The sequence below is a fragment of the Paenibacillus sp. NRS-1760 genome (assembly GCF_050467785.1).
Lineage (GTDB): Bacteria > Bacillota > Bacilli > Paenibacillales > Paenibacillaceae > Pristimantibacillus.
On record NZ_JBITPK010000020.1, the window covers coordinates 64,695 to 79,779 of the forward strand.

The 15,085-nt window shown below is 41.4% G+C and carries 22 protein-coding genes; 18 read left to right on the forward strand and 4 right to left on the reverse strand.

All coding sequences use genetic code 11. The annotated features are described in order from the left end of the window. Window positions 1-167 precede the first annotated feature (167 nt). The 14 genes from ACIFSR_RS27105 (at window position 168) to ACIFSR_RS27170 (ending at window position 10,192) form a co-directional block, all read left to right on the forward strand. Window positions 168-2,693, forward strand: a complete 2,526-nt coding sequence (locus ACIFSR_RS27105; protein ID WP_430061322.1) for a phage tail tape measure protein — start codon at window positions 168-170, stop codon at window positions 2,691-2,693. Further along, entirely contained in the window at window positions 2,690-2,887 is a 198-nt protein-coding gene (locus ACIFSR_RS27110) for a tail protein X (RefSeq protein ID WP_430061324.1), read from the forward strand. The genes ACIFSR_RS27105 and ACIFSR_RS27110 overlap by 4 nt, the downstream gene beginning before the upstream one ends. A gap of 4 nt (window positions 2,888-2,891) precedes the next feature. Beyond that, window positions 2,892-3,914, forward strand: a complete 1,023-nt coding sequence (locus ACIFSR_RS27115) for a phage late control D family protein (protein WP_430061326.1) — start codon at window positions 2,892-2,894, stop codon at window positions 3,912-3,914. A 3-nt stretch (window positions 3,915-3,917) separates the two neighbouring features. Continuing rightward, on the forward strand, window positions 3,918-4,316 hold the full coding sequence (locus tag ACIFSR_RS27120; RefSeq protein ID WP_430061328.1) for a phage baseplate assembly protein V: 399 nt from the start codon (window positions 3,918-3,920) through the stop codon (window positions 4,314-4,316). Beyond that, complete coding sequence (locus ACIFSR_RS27125; RefSeq protein WP_430061330.1) at window positions 4,313-4,705, forward strand: phage tail protein; 393 nt, start codon at window positions 4,313-4,315, stop codon at window positions 4,703-4,705. The genes ACIFSR_RS27120 and ACIFSR_RS27125 overlap by 4 nt, the downstream gene beginning before the upstream one ends. Beyond that, window positions 4,702-5,016 carry a GPW/gp25 family protein gene (locus tag ACIFSR_RS27130; RefSeq protein ID WP_430061332.1) on the forward strand — a complete coding sequence of 105 codons (315 nt, stop codon included), beginning with the start codon at window positions 4,702-4,704 and terminating at the stop codon, window positions 5,014-5,016. Before ACIFSR_RS27125 ends, ACIFSR_RS27130 begins: the two co-directional genes overlap by 4 nt. Next, window positions 5,016-6,140 (forward strand): baseplate assembly protein, encoded by a 1,125-nt coding sequence (locus ACIFSR_RS27135; RefSeq protein ID WP_430061334.1) that lies wholly within the window; start codon window positions 5,016-5,018, stop codon window positions 6,138-6,140. The genes ACIFSR_RS27130 and ACIFSR_RS27135 overlap by 1 nt, the downstream gene beginning before the upstream one ends. Further along, window positions 6,133-6,696 (forward strand): phage tail protein I, encoded by a 564-nt coding sequence (locus ACIFSR_RS27140; protein ID WP_430061336.1) that lies wholly within the window; start codon window positions 6,133-6,135, stop codon window positions 6,694-6,696. Before ACIFSR_RS27135 ends, ACIFSR_RS27140 begins: the two co-directional genes overlap by 8 nt. After that, window positions 6,696-8,327, forward strand: a complete 1,632-nt coding sequence (locus ACIFSR_RS27145) for a hypothetical protein (protein WP_430061338.1) — start codon at window positions 6,696-6,698, stop codon at window positions 8,325-8,327. Before ACIFSR_RS27140 ends, ACIFSR_RS27145 begins: the two co-directional genes overlap by 1 nt. 15 nt (window positions 8,328-8,342) lie before the next feature. Next, window positions 8,343-8,690, forward strand: coding sequence for a hypothetical protein (locus tag ACIFSR_RS27150; RefSeq protein ID WP_430061340.1), 348 nt, complete (start codon window positions 8,343-8,345; stop codon window positions 8,688-8,690). Window positions 8,691-8,749: 59 nt separating this feature from the next. Further along, complete coding sequence (locus ACIFSR_RS27155; RefSeq protein WP_430061342.1) at window positions 8,750-8,908, forward strand: CD1375 family protein; 159 nt, start codon at window positions 8,750-8,752, stop codon at window positions 8,906-8,908. Window positions 8,909-8,975: 67 nt separating this feature from the next. Continuing rightward, on the forward strand, window positions 8,976-9,269 hold the full coding sequence (locus ACIFSR_RS27160; RefSeq protein WP_430061344.1) for a hypothetical protein: 294 nt from the start codon (window positions 8,976-8,978) through the stop codon (window positions 9,267-9,269). 19 nt (window positions 9,270-9,288) lie between these two features. Further along, a complete protein-coding gene (locus ACIFSR_RS27165; RefSeq protein WP_430061346.1) occupies window positions 9,289-9,561 on the forward strand; it encodes a phage holin family protein in 273 nt (90 codons plus the stop codon). Then, window positions 9,554-10,192, forward strand: a complete 639-nt coding sequence (locus tag ACIFSR_RS27170; RefSeq protein ID WP_430061347.1) for a M23 family metallopeptidase — start codon at window positions 9,554-9,556, stop codon at window positions 10,190-10,192. The genes ACIFSR_RS27165 and ACIFSR_RS27170 overlap by 8 nt, the downstream gene beginning before the upstream one ends. Window positions 10,193-10,311: 119 nt before the next feature. Here ACIFSR_RS27170 and ACIFSR_RS27175 read toward each other — a convergent pair whose 3' ends face one another. The 3 genes from ACIFSR_RS27175 to ACIFSR_RS27185 all read right to left on the reverse strand — a co-directional run bounded on the left by ACIFSR_RS27175 (window position 10,312) and on the right by ACIFSR_RS27185 (window position 12,813). After that, window positions 10,312-10,890, reverse strand: a complete 579-nt coding sequence (locus ACIFSR_RS27175) for an SLATT domain-containing protein (RefSeq protein WP_430061349.1) — start codon at window positions 10,888-10,890, stop codon at window positions 10,312-10,314. Beyond that, window positions 10,868-11,746 carry an SMODS domain-containing nucleotidyltransferase gene (locus ACIFSR_RS27180; protein WP_430061351.1) on the reverse strand — a complete coding sequence of 293 codons (879 nt, stop codon included), beginning with the start codon at window positions 11,744-11,746 and terminating at the stop codon, window positions 10,868-10,870. The genes ACIFSR_RS27175 and ACIFSR_RS27180 overlap by 23 nt, the downstream gene beginning before the upstream one ends. A gap of 179 nt (window positions 11,747-11,925) precedes the next feature. Continuing rightward, a complete protein-coding gene (locus tag ACIFSR_RS27185) occupies window positions 11,926-12,813 on the reverse strand; it encodes a DNA ligase (RefSeq protein ID WP_430061353.1) in 888 nt (295 codons plus the stop codon). Between the two features lie 160 nt (window positions 12,814-12,973). On the opposite strand from ACIFSR_RS27185, the gene ACIFSR_RS27190 reads away from it, so the two are divergent. Then, a complete protein-coding gene (locus tag ACIFSR_RS27190) occupies window positions 12,974-13,315 on the forward strand; it encodes a hypothetical protein (RefSeq protein ID WP_430061355.1) in 342 nt (113 codons plus the stop codon). Between the two features lie 30 nt (window positions 13,316-13,345). Here the strand turns inward: ACIFSR_RS27190 and ACIFSR_RS27195 are convergent, their stop codons facing one another. Beyond that, on the reverse strand, window positions 13,346-13,573 hold the full coding sequence (locus ACIFSR_RS27195; protein ID WP_430061357.1) for a transcriptional regulator: 228 nt from the start codon (window positions 13,571-13,573) through the stop codon (window positions 13,346-13,348). Window positions 13,574-13,765: 192 nt separating this feature from the next. On the opposite strand from ACIFSR_RS27195, the gene ACIFSR_RS27200 reads away from it, so the two are divergent. From ACIFSR_RS27200 to ACIFSR_RS27210, 3 genes are read left to right on the forward strand one after another with little or no spacing between them, the layout of a single operon-like run. Continuing rightward, on the forward strand, window positions 13,766-14,569 hold the full coding sequence (locus ACIFSR_RS27200) for a ParM/StbA family protein (protein WP_430061359.1): 804 nt from the start codon (window positions 13,766-13,768) through the stop codon (window positions 14,567-14,569). After that, a complete protein-coding gene (locus ACIFSR_RS27205; RefSeq protein WP_430061361.1) occupies window positions 14,562-14,786 on the forward strand; it encodes a hypothetical protein in 225 nt (74 codons plus the stop codon). Before ACIFSR_RS27200 ends, ACIFSR_RS27205 begins: the two co-directional genes overlap by 8 nt. Window positions 14,787-14,801: 15 nt before the next feature. Continuing rightward, window positions 14,802-15,017 carry a hypothetical protein gene (locus tag ACIFSR_RS27210; protein WP_430061363.1) on the forward strand — a complete coding sequence of 72 codons (216 nt, stop codon included), beginning with the start codon at window positions 14,802-14,804 and terminating at the stop codon, window positions 15,015-15,017. Window positions 15,018-15,085: the final 68 nt, after the last annotated feature.

Here is a 15,085-nt window from a genome sequence, read left to right on the forward strand (position 1 = left end):
TTAGCAGAACACAAAGGGATTCAGCAGTTGAAAAAAATTGCAGGGTCCCTTTCTATTTTTTATCACACTCCGATCCCATATTTTATGAGTTTGCCAGTCCGAGAATTAATTGAATGGTTGGAGGACGCAAATGAGCGTCAAAAGCAAAGGTAAGTGGGGTGGTTTAAGTGGCTGGGAAAATTTATAAAATAGCTTTTGAGCTCGCATCTAAGCTTGAAGGTTCTTACAATTCAAATATGACGAAGGTGTTGCATGATTTAACGGAGTTGGAGAGAAAGGCCCGTGATTTAAATTCTATTCGTGTTTCTGGCGATATGGTAAATTCACTTCGAACGGGACTCCAGAACGTTGAAAATCAAATACGAACACTTGATGCTCTCCGTATCACTGGACACATGGCCACTCCATTACGAAGTGCGCTTGTGGATATAGAACGCAAGATTAGAACGATAAATTCGCTACACCTTTCTGGCGATATCGTTAGACCTTTGCAGACTGGATTACGGCATTTAGTAGAGGAATTTCGGCATTTAAGAACCACCCCGTTCCCCAATGGAGTTTTCACCAACCTAAATGTTGAGCTACGTGAAGCAGTCGTTAATGCTCGCCATCTTTTACAGTCATTAAGATTAATTGGTGCGTTTCGAATGCCCGGTAATATGTTTAGAACAGACATGCGTGATTATTTACGAGATGTTACAGCTCTTGAACGGCGCATGCGTGACTTGCAGAATGCTGGAGGCCCAGGTGGTGGTGGTGGCGGAGGGGGCGGTGCTGGCGGCGCTGCTTCTAGTTTCGATCTTATTCGAAACTCCGCATTAGGAGCAGCTGGGGCAATAGCGAAACTTGCTACCGGAGGCATACTGTTGGGTACTGGTCTTGTCGTTGGAACTGCAACCTTAATAGGGAAGTTTACAAGCGAAGCTGTTGAGGGACAAGCTCAGCTACAAGCAGCGACCGGAGCAACGGCTATGCAAATGATTACTATGAAAAAAACATTATCGAACATCTACAAAGACGGCATAGGTGAAGACTATCTCGATGTTGCTAATTCAATCGCCATTGTTAAGCAGGTAACAAAACAATCGGGTGATGAACTAGAAAGGACAACGAGAAATGCCATTGCCTATCGGGATGTGTTTCAAGAAGACATCACGCAGTCAATTAAAGGCAGCGACACGATGGTCAAAAACTTTGGGATATCATCAGCACAAGCTTTTAACCTACTTGCTGAAGGTGCTCAAAAGGGTTTGAACAAATCAGGGGAGTTAATTGACTCTGCAAATGAATATGCACCACATTTCGCAAAACTTGGTTTTACTGCTGAGCAAATGTTCGATACCTTCTCAGCCGGTCTTGATGCAGGAGCTTTTAACTTGGATAAGGTTGGCGATGCAATAAAAGAATTCAATATCCGGTCTAAAGATATGTCGAAGACTTCGATTAATGCATATAAATCCCTCGGCATGAATGCTGAGAAGATGTCGAAAACTTTTGCAAAAGGTGGTCCCGAAGCTCAAAAGGCTTTTGCTCAAATCGTAAAGGCTATTTCAAGCATAGAAGATCCAGTTAAAAAGAATGCTGTGGGCGTTGAAATTTTCGGAACACAGTTTGAAGATATTGAAACGGATGTAATTAAGGCGATGGGTTCAGCTAGGAAGCAATTTGATATGACTAAAGATACCTTGGATCAGCTTAGTAAGGTTAAGTACGACACACCTATGAATGCATTCAAGAGTATTGGAAGAATCCTGCAGGTTGAGCTGTTGCAGCCAATTGGAGAAGAGCTTCTTCCTGATTTAAAGAAGTTCGGTGATTGGGCGAAGAAATTTGCGAATGAGTATGCTCCTCAAATCGCATCAAGCATTAAAAATGCTATTCAAGAGGCTCGTAAATATATCGGTACTCATTTTTTAAATAATCCTGAGTTTCAAAAGCTAAAATCAATTGAGAGTAAGGTTGATTTTATCTTTACTGACATCAAGGAATCTTTTAATAAATGGTGGGAAAGTGATGGCAGAACTATTGTTAAGGATGGTACTGAGAAATTAACCGATACAATGATCTTAACATTGGAAAAATCCTTGCCAGAACTAACTGAAATGGGTTTGCATTTAGGTGAAGGCTTAGCATCTGGTATGTGGGATGGTTTAAAAAAATCTCAATTTTTCGGATGGTTTATTAAGTGGGCAGATGGAACATACGTCAAAGGTGCCTATAAGTATTTAGGCATGGATATTGATAAAATTGTCAATCCTCCAATAACGGCACCAGGTTTTAGTGGTAATATAAACGGTTTTAGTAAGGATAATCAATCGAAACCAAATTCACCGAATAACCCCGATGCTTTTTGGGAAATTGCAAACGCTAAGCGGCTAGGTATTGGAGAGCGGGCTAAAGGCGGGTTAGTTACCAGTCCAGAATTATCTTGGTTAGGTGAAGGCGGATATAATGAATGGATTATTCCTGAGAATAATTCAAAGAGATCGCGTGACTTGTTGTCAGCTGCTAACAGCAGCATGGGTTATAGTGCTCCTGCGACGGGTGGGGATTTTGTTTTTAGCCCGACTTACTATATCTATGGCAATGCTGATCAGGCTGCGCTACAGCAGTTAGATCATCGTTCACGAACTGATTTCGGAAGACAATTTGACGCTTATAAAGAGGAGCAAAGGCGTGTGAATGTAAAATGACTTACACCACAATAATGGGCGATACATGGGACGGTATTGCCTATAAAGTGTATGGAAAAGGTGCGCATATGACGACTCTTATGCTTGCAAATCAGGAGTATCTTGAATTGGTTGTTTTTTCGGCTGGCACCATTTTAAAAGTGCCGGAATTAAAAAATGATAGTACGTCCGCTTTGCCACCATGGAAGAGGTGAGTAAATGCAGCGAGCACGAGAGGCAGAGGTAGTTATTAGTTACAACGGTCAAGAGATAACTGCATCTATAAAAGACTCTTTGTTAGATTTGTCTTACTCGGACAACCCTGCAGGGCAAATTGATGATCTACAAATCAGCTTAGAGGACCGCCATCAAAAGTGGCAAGGACCATGGAGCCCAGCAGAGGGAGATTCAGTATCAGCAAGCATCCGTTTAATTAATTGGGATTATAGTTTGAAAACAATCAGTTTCCCTCTCGGTACATTCGAGGTCGATTCTGTTGCGCTTAGCGGACCTCCTGATGTTGTTAAAATTAAAGCATTGTCTTTACCCGGCGGGACATCTGTAAAGCAGGAAAGGCGCTCTCAGGGCTGGGAGAAGATAAGTCTCAGAGCAATAGCGCAAGATATTGCTAAACGAGCAAAACTAAAGTTATTGTATGATGCTCCTGATAATCCGATTTACGAGAGAATCGATCAAATGGAACAATCAGATATGGCATTTTTGCTCGATACATGCACTAAAGAAGGTATCGCACTTAAGGTATCGTCTGGGAAGCTAGTATTGTTTGATGAAGCCACTTATGAAAAGCAAAATGTTGTTGCAACGATAACGCGGGGCATAGATGCGATTATTAATTACTCGTTCAGTTGGAGCACTACTGATTCTGCTTATCGAGCATGTCAAATAACATATGCTGATAGTAAAAAGCATAAGGAAATTAAGGTTGTATACACACCGCCAGGTGCACCTAAGCAAGGCCCAATGTTAAAAATTAATGAGAGCGTAAATTCTGAAGGTGAAGCGCTCAGATTGGCGAGCAAGAGACTGCGAGAACAAAACAAAAATTTTGGTCGCGCAAGTCTGCAATTAGCTGGAGACGTAAGGTTGTCAACGGGATTAACGATTAATTTAGTCGGTTGGGGTAGATATGACGGAAAATACATTATTGAACGGGCTGAACATTCAGTTGGCGGGGGCGGATACTCAACATCCGTAGACATTCGGATGGTATTGGGGTGGTAGTTGATGAAAAATCTAATTAGGGCCGGAAGGGTATCAACTGTAAATGCAAAGACTTGCGCCGTTAGAGTTGTTTTTGGTGACATCGATAATCTTGTAAGCAAGGAGTTGCCACTTTTACTCCATGCAGGGAATTATGTTTTGCCGGAAGTAGGACAAAGAGTTCTTTGTGTGTTTTTTGGAAATGGAGTCAGTGAAGGGTTATGCCTCGGAACATTTTATACTGATGAGGATACTCCTCCAACTGTTTTGCCTAGTAATAGAGGAGTATGGTTCCCTGATGGCAGCCACGTATATCATAACTCTTTAACGGGAGTGTTGCACGTCATGGCTGCTGGCCGTGTCCGGATCGATGGAGACCTTGAGGTAACTGGCACGATTACTCATGGAGGATTGATACCATGATAGGAGCTCTAGGACCTGTCGTATTTGTTGCTTCTCATCAAACGATCCGTACCTTTTCGGATTTTAAGCGTAATAGCACAAGCAGGTGGGCTAAACATGAAGTTATCGGTATGAAACCTTTGACTCAGCGTATCGGCCCGGGATTGGATACGATTGCTTTTGCAATGATTTTTGATGCTAAATACGGATTGAACCCTCGCAAAGAACTGGATGCATTAACAGCTTTAGAGCGTAGCGGCAAGCCTTTAGCACTTACTATCGGGGGTAAAGGAGTAGGGACAGGGCTCTGGATTATTACTGGACTTGATCAACAATGGAATATAGTTGATGCTGCTGGAAATATCGTAAAGGGTACAGCGGCTATTACTTTAGAGGAGTATGTGAAATGAGCATTGTTATTAATATGGATGAAATCACTTCAATCAACTTTGCGCCATCGCCCTCTGAAGAATTGATACAAAATGTAAGAACAATATTGTCTACTCTGCAAGGGTCAGTACCAATTGAGCGTGATTTCGGAATAGACTCTTCGATTATCGATGAACCGATCCAAATAGCCAAAGCTCGGCTGACAAGTTTAATTTATGAAGCAATAACAAAATATGAACCGCGGGTTAATATCGAATTGATTGAATTTGAGGATGACCTATTTAACGGAATATTAGTGCCCATTGTACATCTCGGGGAGGTGATCGGATAATGGCACTCGTTAATCTACCTGAAATCGAATATGTTAGTCAAGAAGTAACAGAAACACTTAATAATATGGTGACGGTCGTTGAGGCTTTGACAGGTAGAACTCTTTATCCTGCCGATCCTCTACGGCTTTTTTTATTATCTCAAGCAGCATTAATAGTTCAGCAGCGGGTGCTCATCAACAAGGTAGCAAAAGAAAATCACCTAAGATACGCTCGTGAGGGCGTGCTTGATCATATAGGAGCTCTTGTAGAAACGGAGCGATTGAAATCAACTGCAGCAACAACAACAATTCGATTTACTTTATCTGCTGCTCAGTTATCAAATGTAACAATTCCAGCGGGTACAAGGGTAAGTACACAAAGCGAACCGAAGCGATATTTTGCAACATCTCAAACCGCAACTATTGCCGCTGGAGCGATTAATGTTGATGTTTTATCGGTTTGTACTGAAGAAGGGTCTATTGGAAATGGATATTTAGCCGGTCAAATCAATCAAATTGTTGATCCTATAGCATTCGTTTCTACGACAACCAATATCACTACAAGCAGCGGGGGATCTAATACTGAGGATGATGATGCATTTCGAGAGCGAATTCATACGGCACCTGAAAAGTTTTCAGTTGCAGGACCTGAAGGGGCATACGAATATTGGGCAAAGTCCGCTAATCCATCAATTGTAGATGTATCGGTCAGCTCACCATCTCCTTGTGCAGTATTAATTGTACCGCTGCTTGAGGGTGGAGTTGTTCCAAGTCAAAATATTCTAGAAGCAGTTAATGCGATTTGCAACAACAAAAAAATACGTCCGCTGACTGATCAGGTGACCGTGTCAGCTCCTACAACAGTTAGCTATAACATCTCTCTAACCTATTGGGTTAATCGTGAGCGAAACTCTGAGCTTAATGTTATACAACCAGCCGTTACAAAAGCAATAAGTGAATTTGTGATATGGCAAAAGTCGCGACTTGGAAGAAGTGTAAACCCTTCTGAACTAATTCGGAGAATCATGGACGCTGGCGCATACAGAGTTACAGTCATAAGTCCTGTATACACCGCGGTAGGTCAAACAGCGGTTGCGATTGCAAATACAGTCACAGCGAATTATGGAGGGTTGACTGATGATTAATTTAAGCCAGGTTAGCTTGCTTGATCTATTACCCCATAATCTCAAAATGGATAAATCAGTTTCCGCTGCAGCTCAGGCAATTGATGCAGAGTTGGCTATAACTACTGCGGAAATCAATAAATTATCCATTTATACAAGGTTGGACTCACTAACATCTGAGGAAGCTGATGCGTTAGCGTGGCAATATCATGTTGATTTTTACGATCCAAGTTTGCCTCTTGAGAGGAAAAGGGCATTAGTTATAAATAGTTTTGCTTGGCATCGGCGTAAGGGTACGCCTTCGGCTGTGGAGGAATTGGTTGCAACTATCTTTGGTGATGGTGAAGTGCTCGAATGGTATCAATTCGGTGGTGAGCCGGGCACTTTCAGAGTTGCGACAAGTAACAATGAGGTGACAGATGAACAAGCGCAGAGATTAATTGATGCAATTGGAACGGTTAAAAACACTAGATCACATTTGAATGGAATCCAAATTACAGCAACCGATGATTTGAATTTATATTTTGGGTATGTGGTACATGTTGGCGAATATCTAACTTTTGAGCAGGTGACATAATGGGAGCATTTAACGGTTTACGTATTACGACTAAAGGATTGGCTTTGCAAGCGAAAGCTCAAGCGGGTAAACCTTTGCACTTTAATCGCATTGCGATGGGTGATGGCTCTTTGACTGGACAGGCTATCGAGGGTTTGAATAGCTTAATAAGTGAGAAAAAATCTTTGACAATTACTAAATTATTGCCACTAACAAACGGTAAGGCGACTGTCGGATCTTCTTTTTCGAATTCAGACATCACGACATCGTTTTATTTTAGGGAACTTGGAGTATTTGCACAAGATCCGGATATTGGAGAGATTTTATATTGTTATGGCAATGCAGGAGCAAATGCTGATCAAATCCCTGCAGCTGGAAATGGTACGGACAAAGTTGAAAAAGCAATAGATGTAATCACAATCGTCGGAAATGCTGCGACTGTTACTGCCAATATAAATAACTCCCTTATATTTGTGACAAAAACTGAATTTGATGCTAAGGTAACCGAACTTACGGCAGCCGGCAGTGTTACGGATGTTAGAATTGGAAATCGAACAGCTAACGATACGACAACACCATCGTTTTCTGGAACATTAACTTCACTGATTTCTGGAATCTTTGCATTAATAAAAGGGATTACAGGGAAAACAAGTGCGCTAACCCCACCAGTAAAGTCCATTGAGCAATTAAACAATGAAAAAGTGGATAAAGTGGCAGGAAAGCAGCTTTCTACTGAAGATTATTCAACAGCTGAGAAAACGAAGCTTTCCGGGATAGCAACTAATGCGAATAACTATACACATCCAACGAGTCATCCGCCGTCGATCATCACGCAGGATGCAAGTAACCGTTTTGTAACAGATACGGAAAAGACGACTTGGAGTGCCAAGGCCGGAACAGTGTCTCCAGTATTCACAGGAATACCGACAGCTCCTACGGCTCTAAAAGGTACTAATTCAAATCAACTTGCAACTTTAGCGTTTGTTAATGCAAGTAATGAAACTATACTGCTGTCTAGTGGAACAAACTTAAATAGCCTCATTATCACAGGTAAATACAATGGTACAGGTCTTATTAACACGCCAGCGGCCCTTGGAGGTGCTTGGTGTTTCGTTGATGTTACCGGATATTCAGAAGCCACTAATTGGGCAACTCAAACCGTCAGAGATTTTTACACAAACAGAGTTTGGGAACGAAGATTGAACAACGGTATTTGGACAGAATGGATTCCGCTATATCAAACTTACATCATTCCAGGCGATACAGTTATATTGTCTTCCCCAGCAGAAAAGGCTGGTGAGTACAACCTAAAAACGTTCAGGGTAAAAAGAGCAGGGAAATACAGAGTAAAAGGTGAATGGCGTACAACCGATAACGGATATGCAGGAACTATGAGTATAAGATTGGCTATTGCAAGTGCTGGTAACTTGACTGCTGATAGTATGAACTATGGAGTAGGCACGACATCAAGTACTTTTTCAGCATTTTCATTTGATTTCGATTTGGCAGTTCCTGAAAATACTACTATTGTTTTGTATGGTCACAGAGGTAGTTCCTCACCATACCCAATAATAGTAATAAGAAATGTAACTTTATGTGGTACTGAGGTTTTTGATAATACTGCTGGGGCTAACAGCGTATCCGAATACTAGAGGGAGGTTGGGAGATTGTTGCTTGTTGAATTTGACAAAATTACGGGTGTATTAATTGGGGCATCTAAATGGTCAACAGGGTTTATTGACCTGCCAGAAACGTCAGCAAGTTGCTTGATTGAGGATAAAGAAACAGCCGACGCAATCTGGATTTCTCATACAAACAAAGGCGAAGTTGTAATTCAAGTTGATGAACAGGGGATGTTCATGTCAGCCGAGATTGAAGAGGTGACTCCAGTAGTACCTGAGACGCCTAAGACACATGAGCAACTGCGGATTGAGCAGTTAGAAAGTGACAACCTAACTCTTAAGATGGCCATTTTTGATCTTTACACCATGATAGTCCCTTCTGAAGCCGAATGAGCATGTTAACAAACATGTTGCTTAGGCTTCTTTTTATTTCACTGAGAGGGGGTGAGTCTATGTTTTCACAAGCGCTTATTGATGTATCTGTATCTCTCATCGTTGCTGGTCTTCGCACGTTTAATCAAGTTCCAAATACAATCAAGCCTTCGGTAAAATCCACACTAGAGGCAATTGGATTAGGTACAGACGGAAAGCCTTTGCCACAATCGGAATAAGTCAGGAAGCTCCTATTTGATGGGCTTTTTTTATATTTTCATAGATTAATTCGAATAGGAGGCTGAAATGGAGCAGACAACAATCATCATGGCGTTATCGGCACTCGGTACCATTAGTGCAATATTGCTCGGGTGGATCGGGCAAAACCGGATAGTGCGACAAAATACACGAAACGATGCAGGCAATGATGCGGCACTTAAAACAGATGTCGATTATATCAAACGTGGTGTAGATGATATGAGACTGGAACAGCGTGTACAAGGACAACGTTTTGAACAATTAGCAGAGCGTGTAACGCGGGTAGAAGAGTCTGCTAAACAAGCCCATCTGCGTCTTGATCGATCTGAAAAACCAAACTAAAAAGGTGAGGATGATTACTATGGAATGGAACGCTATTTTTCAACTTATAGATCCAAAATTATTGATTGTTGTTGCTGCTTGTTGGGTAATTGGATTCTTTCTAAAGGACACACCTGCTATACCAAACTGGAGCATCGTCTATATCGTTACAGGTGCTTCATTGGCGCTTACAGTCTGGTTGATTGGATGGAGTGCTGAAGCGGTTATTCAAGGCGTTCTTGCTGGAGCATTTGCGGTATACGGCCATCAATTTGTAAAGCAGGCTAAGGAGAGGGCTGAGAGCGATGAGTAACTGGATTTATGACCCTTCTTATCGCTTAACCAGCCCGTTTGGCATGCGCATGCATCCAATCCTTAAAGTGAACAAGTTTCACCGCGGCGTCGATTTGGTTGTCACTCCCGGCAACGGTCCGCTACATGCCTTTGTAGAAGGTACCGTCATGTATGCTGCAATGGGTAAGCCTGGTATAGGCATCCCCGCAGAGATGGGGATCGTCGTGGCAATTAAAGACGACAAAGGTTATCTGCACCTATACGCACATCTCAGCACCGCTGTCGTCAAGGTAGGACAAAAGGTTGCAAAAGGGCAAGCAATCGGAAATCAGGGTACCACAGGCTCCAGCACAGGCAATCACTTGCATTATGAGATCCGTCGAGCAGCCACACCAAGACACGGATGGACCGATACAGAGGCGGGTGTCGTGGAGCCTACCAAATACCTGCAAGACTATTACAAGGCAGCAGCGCCTATTGTGGTGCCGCCAAAAGTAGAGGTGAAACCTATGTTGAAACCAGAAGATGCAAACAAAATTATTCCGTTTATTAGTGCGGCATATGGCTTGGCTAAAGACAAGGCGAGCCGCGATGAAGCACACAGATTGGCTAATGAGCTGCGAACCGCAAGCGGACAGCCGAAGCAATAAAGACAAGTCCTATGGTATATTGTTACCAAATCCGAAAGCATCGGTCGTGGAAAAGCATCCCATAAGCAAAAGCCCCTAACCTTAACTGGTTGGGGGTCAATAATGTTCTTTTTAAAAACTCAATTTATTTCTCTGTTTATCCTTCTAACAGAATTGGGCAACATGACATCAATTTCATGTTCAGAAAACGTTTGTTCTTCATCTGTTTTCAGTGCTTTCTGTGCTGCTTTATAACTCTTATAGTCGGTTCTTGGTGACTGAGCATAGATTTCAGCTGTTCTATTTTGTAACTCATCTCTTTTAGCCATTAAATCCGAAGCTTCAATCACATCAAAGTCTGTGAGCAATGAGATATATTCCTCTCTAATTTTCCACAATGCATCAGCGGCATTTTGATGACTCTGTGCTGTTTCAACAAGATCAAAATTTTTAGTATACGCATTTAGTATCAAAAGGACTATTGATATAAAAGCCCCTATAAGACCGGTAATTTTTTCATTAGTAAGTACTGTAGTAAAAAAACTGCCCGTTGTTAGGGCGGAAAGAACGATTTGCCATATTTTAATATGTTCATTCTTAGTTAAAAGACGATTTACGATTTTATTATGACAGGTAAATGTGTAAACAATGCGCCCGTACGCTTCTCTTATCTGTGATTCCAATTTATACCCTTGGCTAACTGGGGAATTTCGTTCCATAAATTTTCCTCCATGCTTGTTTTGATGAATAATGCAGATCTTTATTTTCATATTCAACTGCCTGCAAAGAGTCAGTGTAGGCAGTTGCTGCTTTGGTTTGAAAATTACCTGTTTTAAAAACGTAACGATTACTGCCGGGTGCAAGCCAATAATGTTGTGAGGTATCTATATCCTTAAGGTACTTGAAGAAATCTCTGCTCATGAAATCATAATAAAGATAAGATTTTTCCTTATGTGACCAATCCCCTAAAAATTTATACGCCAATGTATCAATTAAGATACCGCTCATAGGTACATCACAGTTATTTTTCCATGCACGTGCCATTCTGCATAACCTTTTCAAGTTTTTATTAGTAAGAGTATTTCTAGAGTTAATTGCTTCAATTTCTTTTCTAGGATCAGTTGTTTTCCACGACCCTCCGTTATTGGTATCTGGGTAGTTGTAACTATTAATATTATTAATAAAACCAGGTACAATTTCAAAATTAATATTATCATTAAAGTTTAAAGCTATTACTTGCCCATCTCCCTTTATATGAGTGGTATCATAAGTTTTTTGTAATACGTTCTTAACTTCTTGCAGTAAGGCTGATTGCCCATTACTGTTATAGCTGTTGAACTTATTGTATGTAGCAGTGGGTAACTGAACAATTATATCGATATCGCTTGTCCATATTTCAGTACCTCTCCCATAGGAACCCACATATAAACTGTGTAACGTCTCGGAAGTGCTCCCCCAATAATCGATATTAATTCTTTTAGTAATTTGTTTATACCGATTTTGTATTTTTTCAACGGTATCATCGTTCATTCTTAAGTTCGAGCAAAAACTAGAAAAATAATCACTTACAGACATAAGGAAATCCCCCTTGAATTATCTAATATCTATCTATTTTTATCGTTTTAATTACAGATAGATTCTACTACAATTCTATTCGTATGGGTATATTTTCCTGTAAATAGATAGTTTGAAGATGCAAAAAACGATAAAAAACTCGTTGGTTGCATCATTTCGACTTCCTTCGCCTTCTCACATCATCCACCACTCCCAAACCCAATCAATTTTGGTTGTCGGAGTATTCCAGAGTCGCTAAACTCTAAAGCCGTAACTCTACAGGGAAACGGAACTGCCAGCCATCTAACGTCAGATTTCTTCATTCCGGCGGAAAGTACGGAGAATGGGCATTCCCCAGGGTGTTGTTCCATAAATTGCTTCAGTACCTTTTTGGATGCTGCGTCGATCCCTGAAACGTGACCAACATAACGATCCTCGTACCGTAGTACAAGACTAGATACATAACCGTTCTTTAATTTGATACCCACAACATCGGCGGTAATCCGGACTTCTTTCCGCTTCTTGAACCAATATTTATGTTTCTTAGCTTCGACATACGGACTATCCAGTTTCTTAGATATGATACCTTCCCATTCACGAGTGTTTACCCATTCCCATAGAGCTGGGCCATCGTATACTAGGTCAGTAACAAATACCCGAGGTTGCTTCTCTGGGAATTTTGAAGCAAGACGAGCATACCTCTCTTTAAATGGGAGTGGCCGGATATCCTTTCCTTCATCGTACAGCATATCAAAAGCTACAAATATCACATTCTCATCGTATTTTTTTCGATTAACTCCAACAAGAACGCGCTGAAAGTTAGGTCGACTGCCATCAAAGTATGCGATCTCGCCATCTAGCACACAGGCTCCAATCCGCAGCGGACTTAACAATTCAACAATTTCGGGAAAACGATCGTTTCTAGGTTCAACCCTTTTAGAAAATATCTCTACTCCGCCATTGCCATCCAGCCTGACTAGTGTTCGAACGCCGTCCCATTTAATTTGATAGCCCCATTCTGGTCCGGTTGGGATTTCAGGAGCTGTGATTGGTGCCATGGGTACGATTGGAAGCTTCATTTCATTCATGTGATTTTCCTTCCCACCTGTTTTTTCATTTTCAGATTATGGTTTACATCTTATTGGGAAAATATTTTAGTTTTTCATAGTCAATCCAAAATACCGTGTAGTAAAAAGCTGGTAATGAAACTATAATCTTGAGTAACTAGTTTAAAAGGAGTGGAAGTCCATGTTGCTAGTAGGGCTTATTGGAGGCATACTCGGAATACTGTTGTGCATAATTTTGTTTTTTGGTGGATTAATGACCATATTTGCAGGAAATGAGCAGGTAATGTTATTTGTTGGAGCTTTAGTCGTATTGATTACAAGTATAATTGGTATTGTAGCCGGTGTATCGGCGGAGAAAAAAACGAAATATTCAACGATCTTATTCTTTGTATCAGGTGGTATCAACTTAATTGCTGGCTTATTTTCTACTTATGCAATTATTTTAATCGGTGTTGTGTTCTTGTTCGGAGGCATTCTAGGGGTATTTAAGTTAGAGAAGAAAAGTAATAGCGCAGCACTGTAGCCGAGGGGAGCTTTCCCTTCGGCCTTTTTTTTACCAAAAATCATGTTCTTCTTTTTCATAGTCGTTTCTCTGCAATGCTCCAATAATGGTCCTCTTTACTAACCCCGTTGGTTTATAATCCGCATTCCCACAAAGATTTGTAATTGTTGGGCGGCTTACACCGCTCCATTTATGTAATTGAGCTTGAGAAATCCCCTTGCGATCTAACCAAGCCCCGAGTTTTGTCCTTTCTCTTCCGAGATGCTCACTCCAAGCCATTTAATATCCCACCTTTATCAACTATGTGATAAGGATGGACATGAACCGCTAAAAATATACATGCTCTATGAATATTTTTAGCACATTGTACGAGCAGACGCCCATATACTACTTCCATAACCAGATACGGAACGACAGACTTCGGCGCCAGTCTAGTTCTATAACCGGTTATGGAAGGAGTGAATCGACAACATGAGTACAGTTGGAATCGATGCAGGTGGGGATTCAACCAAAATCTATGATGGAAAATTTCTTCAGCGTTTTCCATCATCAATCGGATATGACTGGCGGGAGCGGAATCTTATTCAGCAGCAGGGAGAACATGATTTTGAGTGGGAGTATCGTGGGCAAAAAGGTTTTGCGGGAACATTAGCGCTCTTTGAAAGCGATTGTGCTGAAAGCCGTAAAGGAGACAGCAAGGCACATCCAGATGCGCTGTTACGAATCCTAATTGCCTTGCATCAGTTTACAGATGGAATTGAGCATAAGATCGTCGTTGGGCAACCGATTTTGACTCATACCAAGGAAGAAAAGGAACTAATCAAGGAAATGGTAATTGGCAGGCATGAGTTATCAGTAAATGGTCGATCAAAAATCCTATTAATAACTCGCTGCGAAGTTGCAGCAGAAGGGGTTACGGCGGGGTTACTTGCTCCAGGGGCAGGCACGGTTCGTGTAATCGATATCGGAAGTGGCACAGTGAATTTCGGGTCTCTTATTGATAGGAAGTTTAACGATAAGGGGAGCTTCACATTGTCGAATGGAATGGAAACAATACGATCAGCTGATCCAAGTGCATTCGGTCGCCAGATTGCGCTCAAGGCGATTGCAGGGGGGTGGAAAAGCGAAGATGCTGTTTATCTCTGTGGCGGAGGTGCAGGCTTGTTATTGGAAGTAGTTCAAGAGTATTTCCACAGAGCACAACTGCTAACTGTAGAACCAGTAACAGCAAATGTGAGAGCATTTTATGAGATAGCGAGGAAATTATATGGCTAAAGATATCGCAATAATACAGGTTTGTTTCAATCTGCTCGATCCATTTCAACGAAAATTATATGAACGTGCGTCTAACTTTCCTAATCGTTCCGGTTATTGCAAACGACTGATTCAATGGGATATAGATCGGGAAGAAGTGGGATACGTTTCAGTGGGACGTAAAACGTCTGTGGTATCTCAAGCTTTAGATGATTTTCAAGTTGAGGGCTTTATTTAAGAAAGGGTGAATGATTTGAGAGTAATTGTAAATGGGCGGGATTTAACTGAGAGGACTGAATCGCTTGGAGAAAAGGAAAAGCACTACTTCGAAGTTATTAAATCGGCGGTTTATTGTATCGTTGGGGCTATCGCTATCATTTGTTTGCCTGGTGTATTTCACTTCATTGCCAGCTTACCTATTGATTTCGGCGCGGATAGCGTCATCAATTCTTTTAAAATATTGCGTTAAACAGGGAAAACCGCCATGGGCGCAAATAGGTTAAGGCGCTGCGGGCGGTTTACCCTCAGCATATGCAA

What these genes read in the sequence shown, in the direction of transcription:
- ACIFSR_RS27130 (WP_430061332.1), top strand. Translation starts at nt 4,702, where the DNA reads ATGAGCATTGTTATTAATATGGATGAAATCACTTCAATCAACTTTGCG.
- ACIFSR_RS27160 (WP_430061344.1), top strand. Translation starts at nt 8,976, where the DNA reads ATGGAGCAGACAACAATCATCATGGCGTTATCGGCACTCGGTACCATT.
- ACIFSR_RS27200 (WP_430061359.1), top strand. Translation starts at nt 13,766, where the DNA reads ATGAGTACAGTTGGAATCGATGCAGGTGGGGATTCAACCAAAATCTAT.
- ACIFSR_RS27110 (WP_430061324.1), top strand. Translation starts at nt 2,690, where the DNA reads ATGACTTACACCACAATAATGGGCGATACATGGGACGGTATTGCCTAT.
- ACIFSR_RS27120 (WP_430061328.1), top strand. Translation starts at nt 3,918, where the DNA reads ATGAAAAATCTAATTAGGGCCGGAAGGGTATCAACTGTAAATGCAAAG.
- ACIFSR_RS27145 (WP_430061338.1), top strand. Translation starts at nt 6,696, where the DNA reads ATGGGAGCATTTAACGGTTTACGTATTACGACTAAAGGATTGGCTTTG.
- ACIFSR_RS27135 (WP_430061334.1), top strand. Translation starts at nt 5,016, where the DNA reads ATGGCACTCGTTAATCTACCTGAAATCGAATATGTTAGTCAAGAAGTA.
- ACIFSR_RS27185 (WP_430061353.1), bottom strand. Translation starts at nt 12,813, where the DNA reads ATGAATGAAATGAAGCTTCCAATCGTACCCATGGCACCAATCACAGCT.
- ACIFSR_RS27175 (WP_430061349.1), bottom strand. Translation starts at nt 10,890, where the DNA reads ATGGAACGAAATTCCCCAGTTAGCCAAGGGTATAAATTGGAATCACAG.
- ACIFSR_RS27155 (WP_430061342.1), top strand. Translation starts at nt 8,750, where the DNA reads ATGTTTTCACAAGCGCTTATTGATGTATCTGTATCTCTCATCGTTGCT.
- ACIFSR_RS27195 (WP_430061357.1), bottom strand. Translation starts at nt 13,573, where the DNA reads ATGGCTTGGAGTGAGCATCTCGGAAGAGAAAGGACAAAACTCGGGGCT.
- ACIFSR_RS27125 (WP_430061330.1), top strand. Translation starts at nt 4,313, where the DNA reads ATGATAGGAGCTCTAGGACCTGTCGTATTTGTTGCTTCTCATCAAACG.
- ACIFSR_RS27180 (WP_430061351.1), bottom strand. Translation starts at nt 11,746, where the DNA reads ATGTCTGTAAGTGATTATTTTTCTAGTTTTTGCTCGAACTTAAGAATG.
- ACIFSR_RS27170 (WP_430061347.1), top strand. Translation starts at nt 9,554, where the DNA reads ATGAGTAACTGGATTTATGACCCTTCTTATCGCTTAACCAGCCCGTTT.
- ACIFSR_RS27140 (WP_430061336.1), top strand. Translation starts at nt 6,133, where the DNA reads ATGATTAATTTAAGCCAGGTTAGCTTGCTTGATCTATTACCCCATAAT.
- ACIFSR_RS27205 (WP_430061361.1), top strand. Translation starts at nt 14,562, where the DNA reads ATGGCTAAAGATATCGCAATAATACAGGTTTGTTTCAATCTGCTCGAT.
- ACIFSR_RS27190 (WP_430061355.1), top strand. Translation starts at nt 12,974, where the DNA reads ATGTTGCTAGTAGGGCTTATTGGAGGCATACTCGGAATACTGTTGTGC.
- ACIFSR_RS27165 (WP_430061346.1), top strand. Translation starts at nt 9,289, where the DNA reads ATGGAATGGAACGCTATTTTTCAACTTATAGATCCAAAATTATTGATT.
- ACIFSR_RS27115 (WP_430061326.1), top strand. Translation starts at nt 2,892, where the DNA reads ATGCAGCGAGCACGAGAGGCAGAGGTAGTTATTAGTTACAACGGTCAA.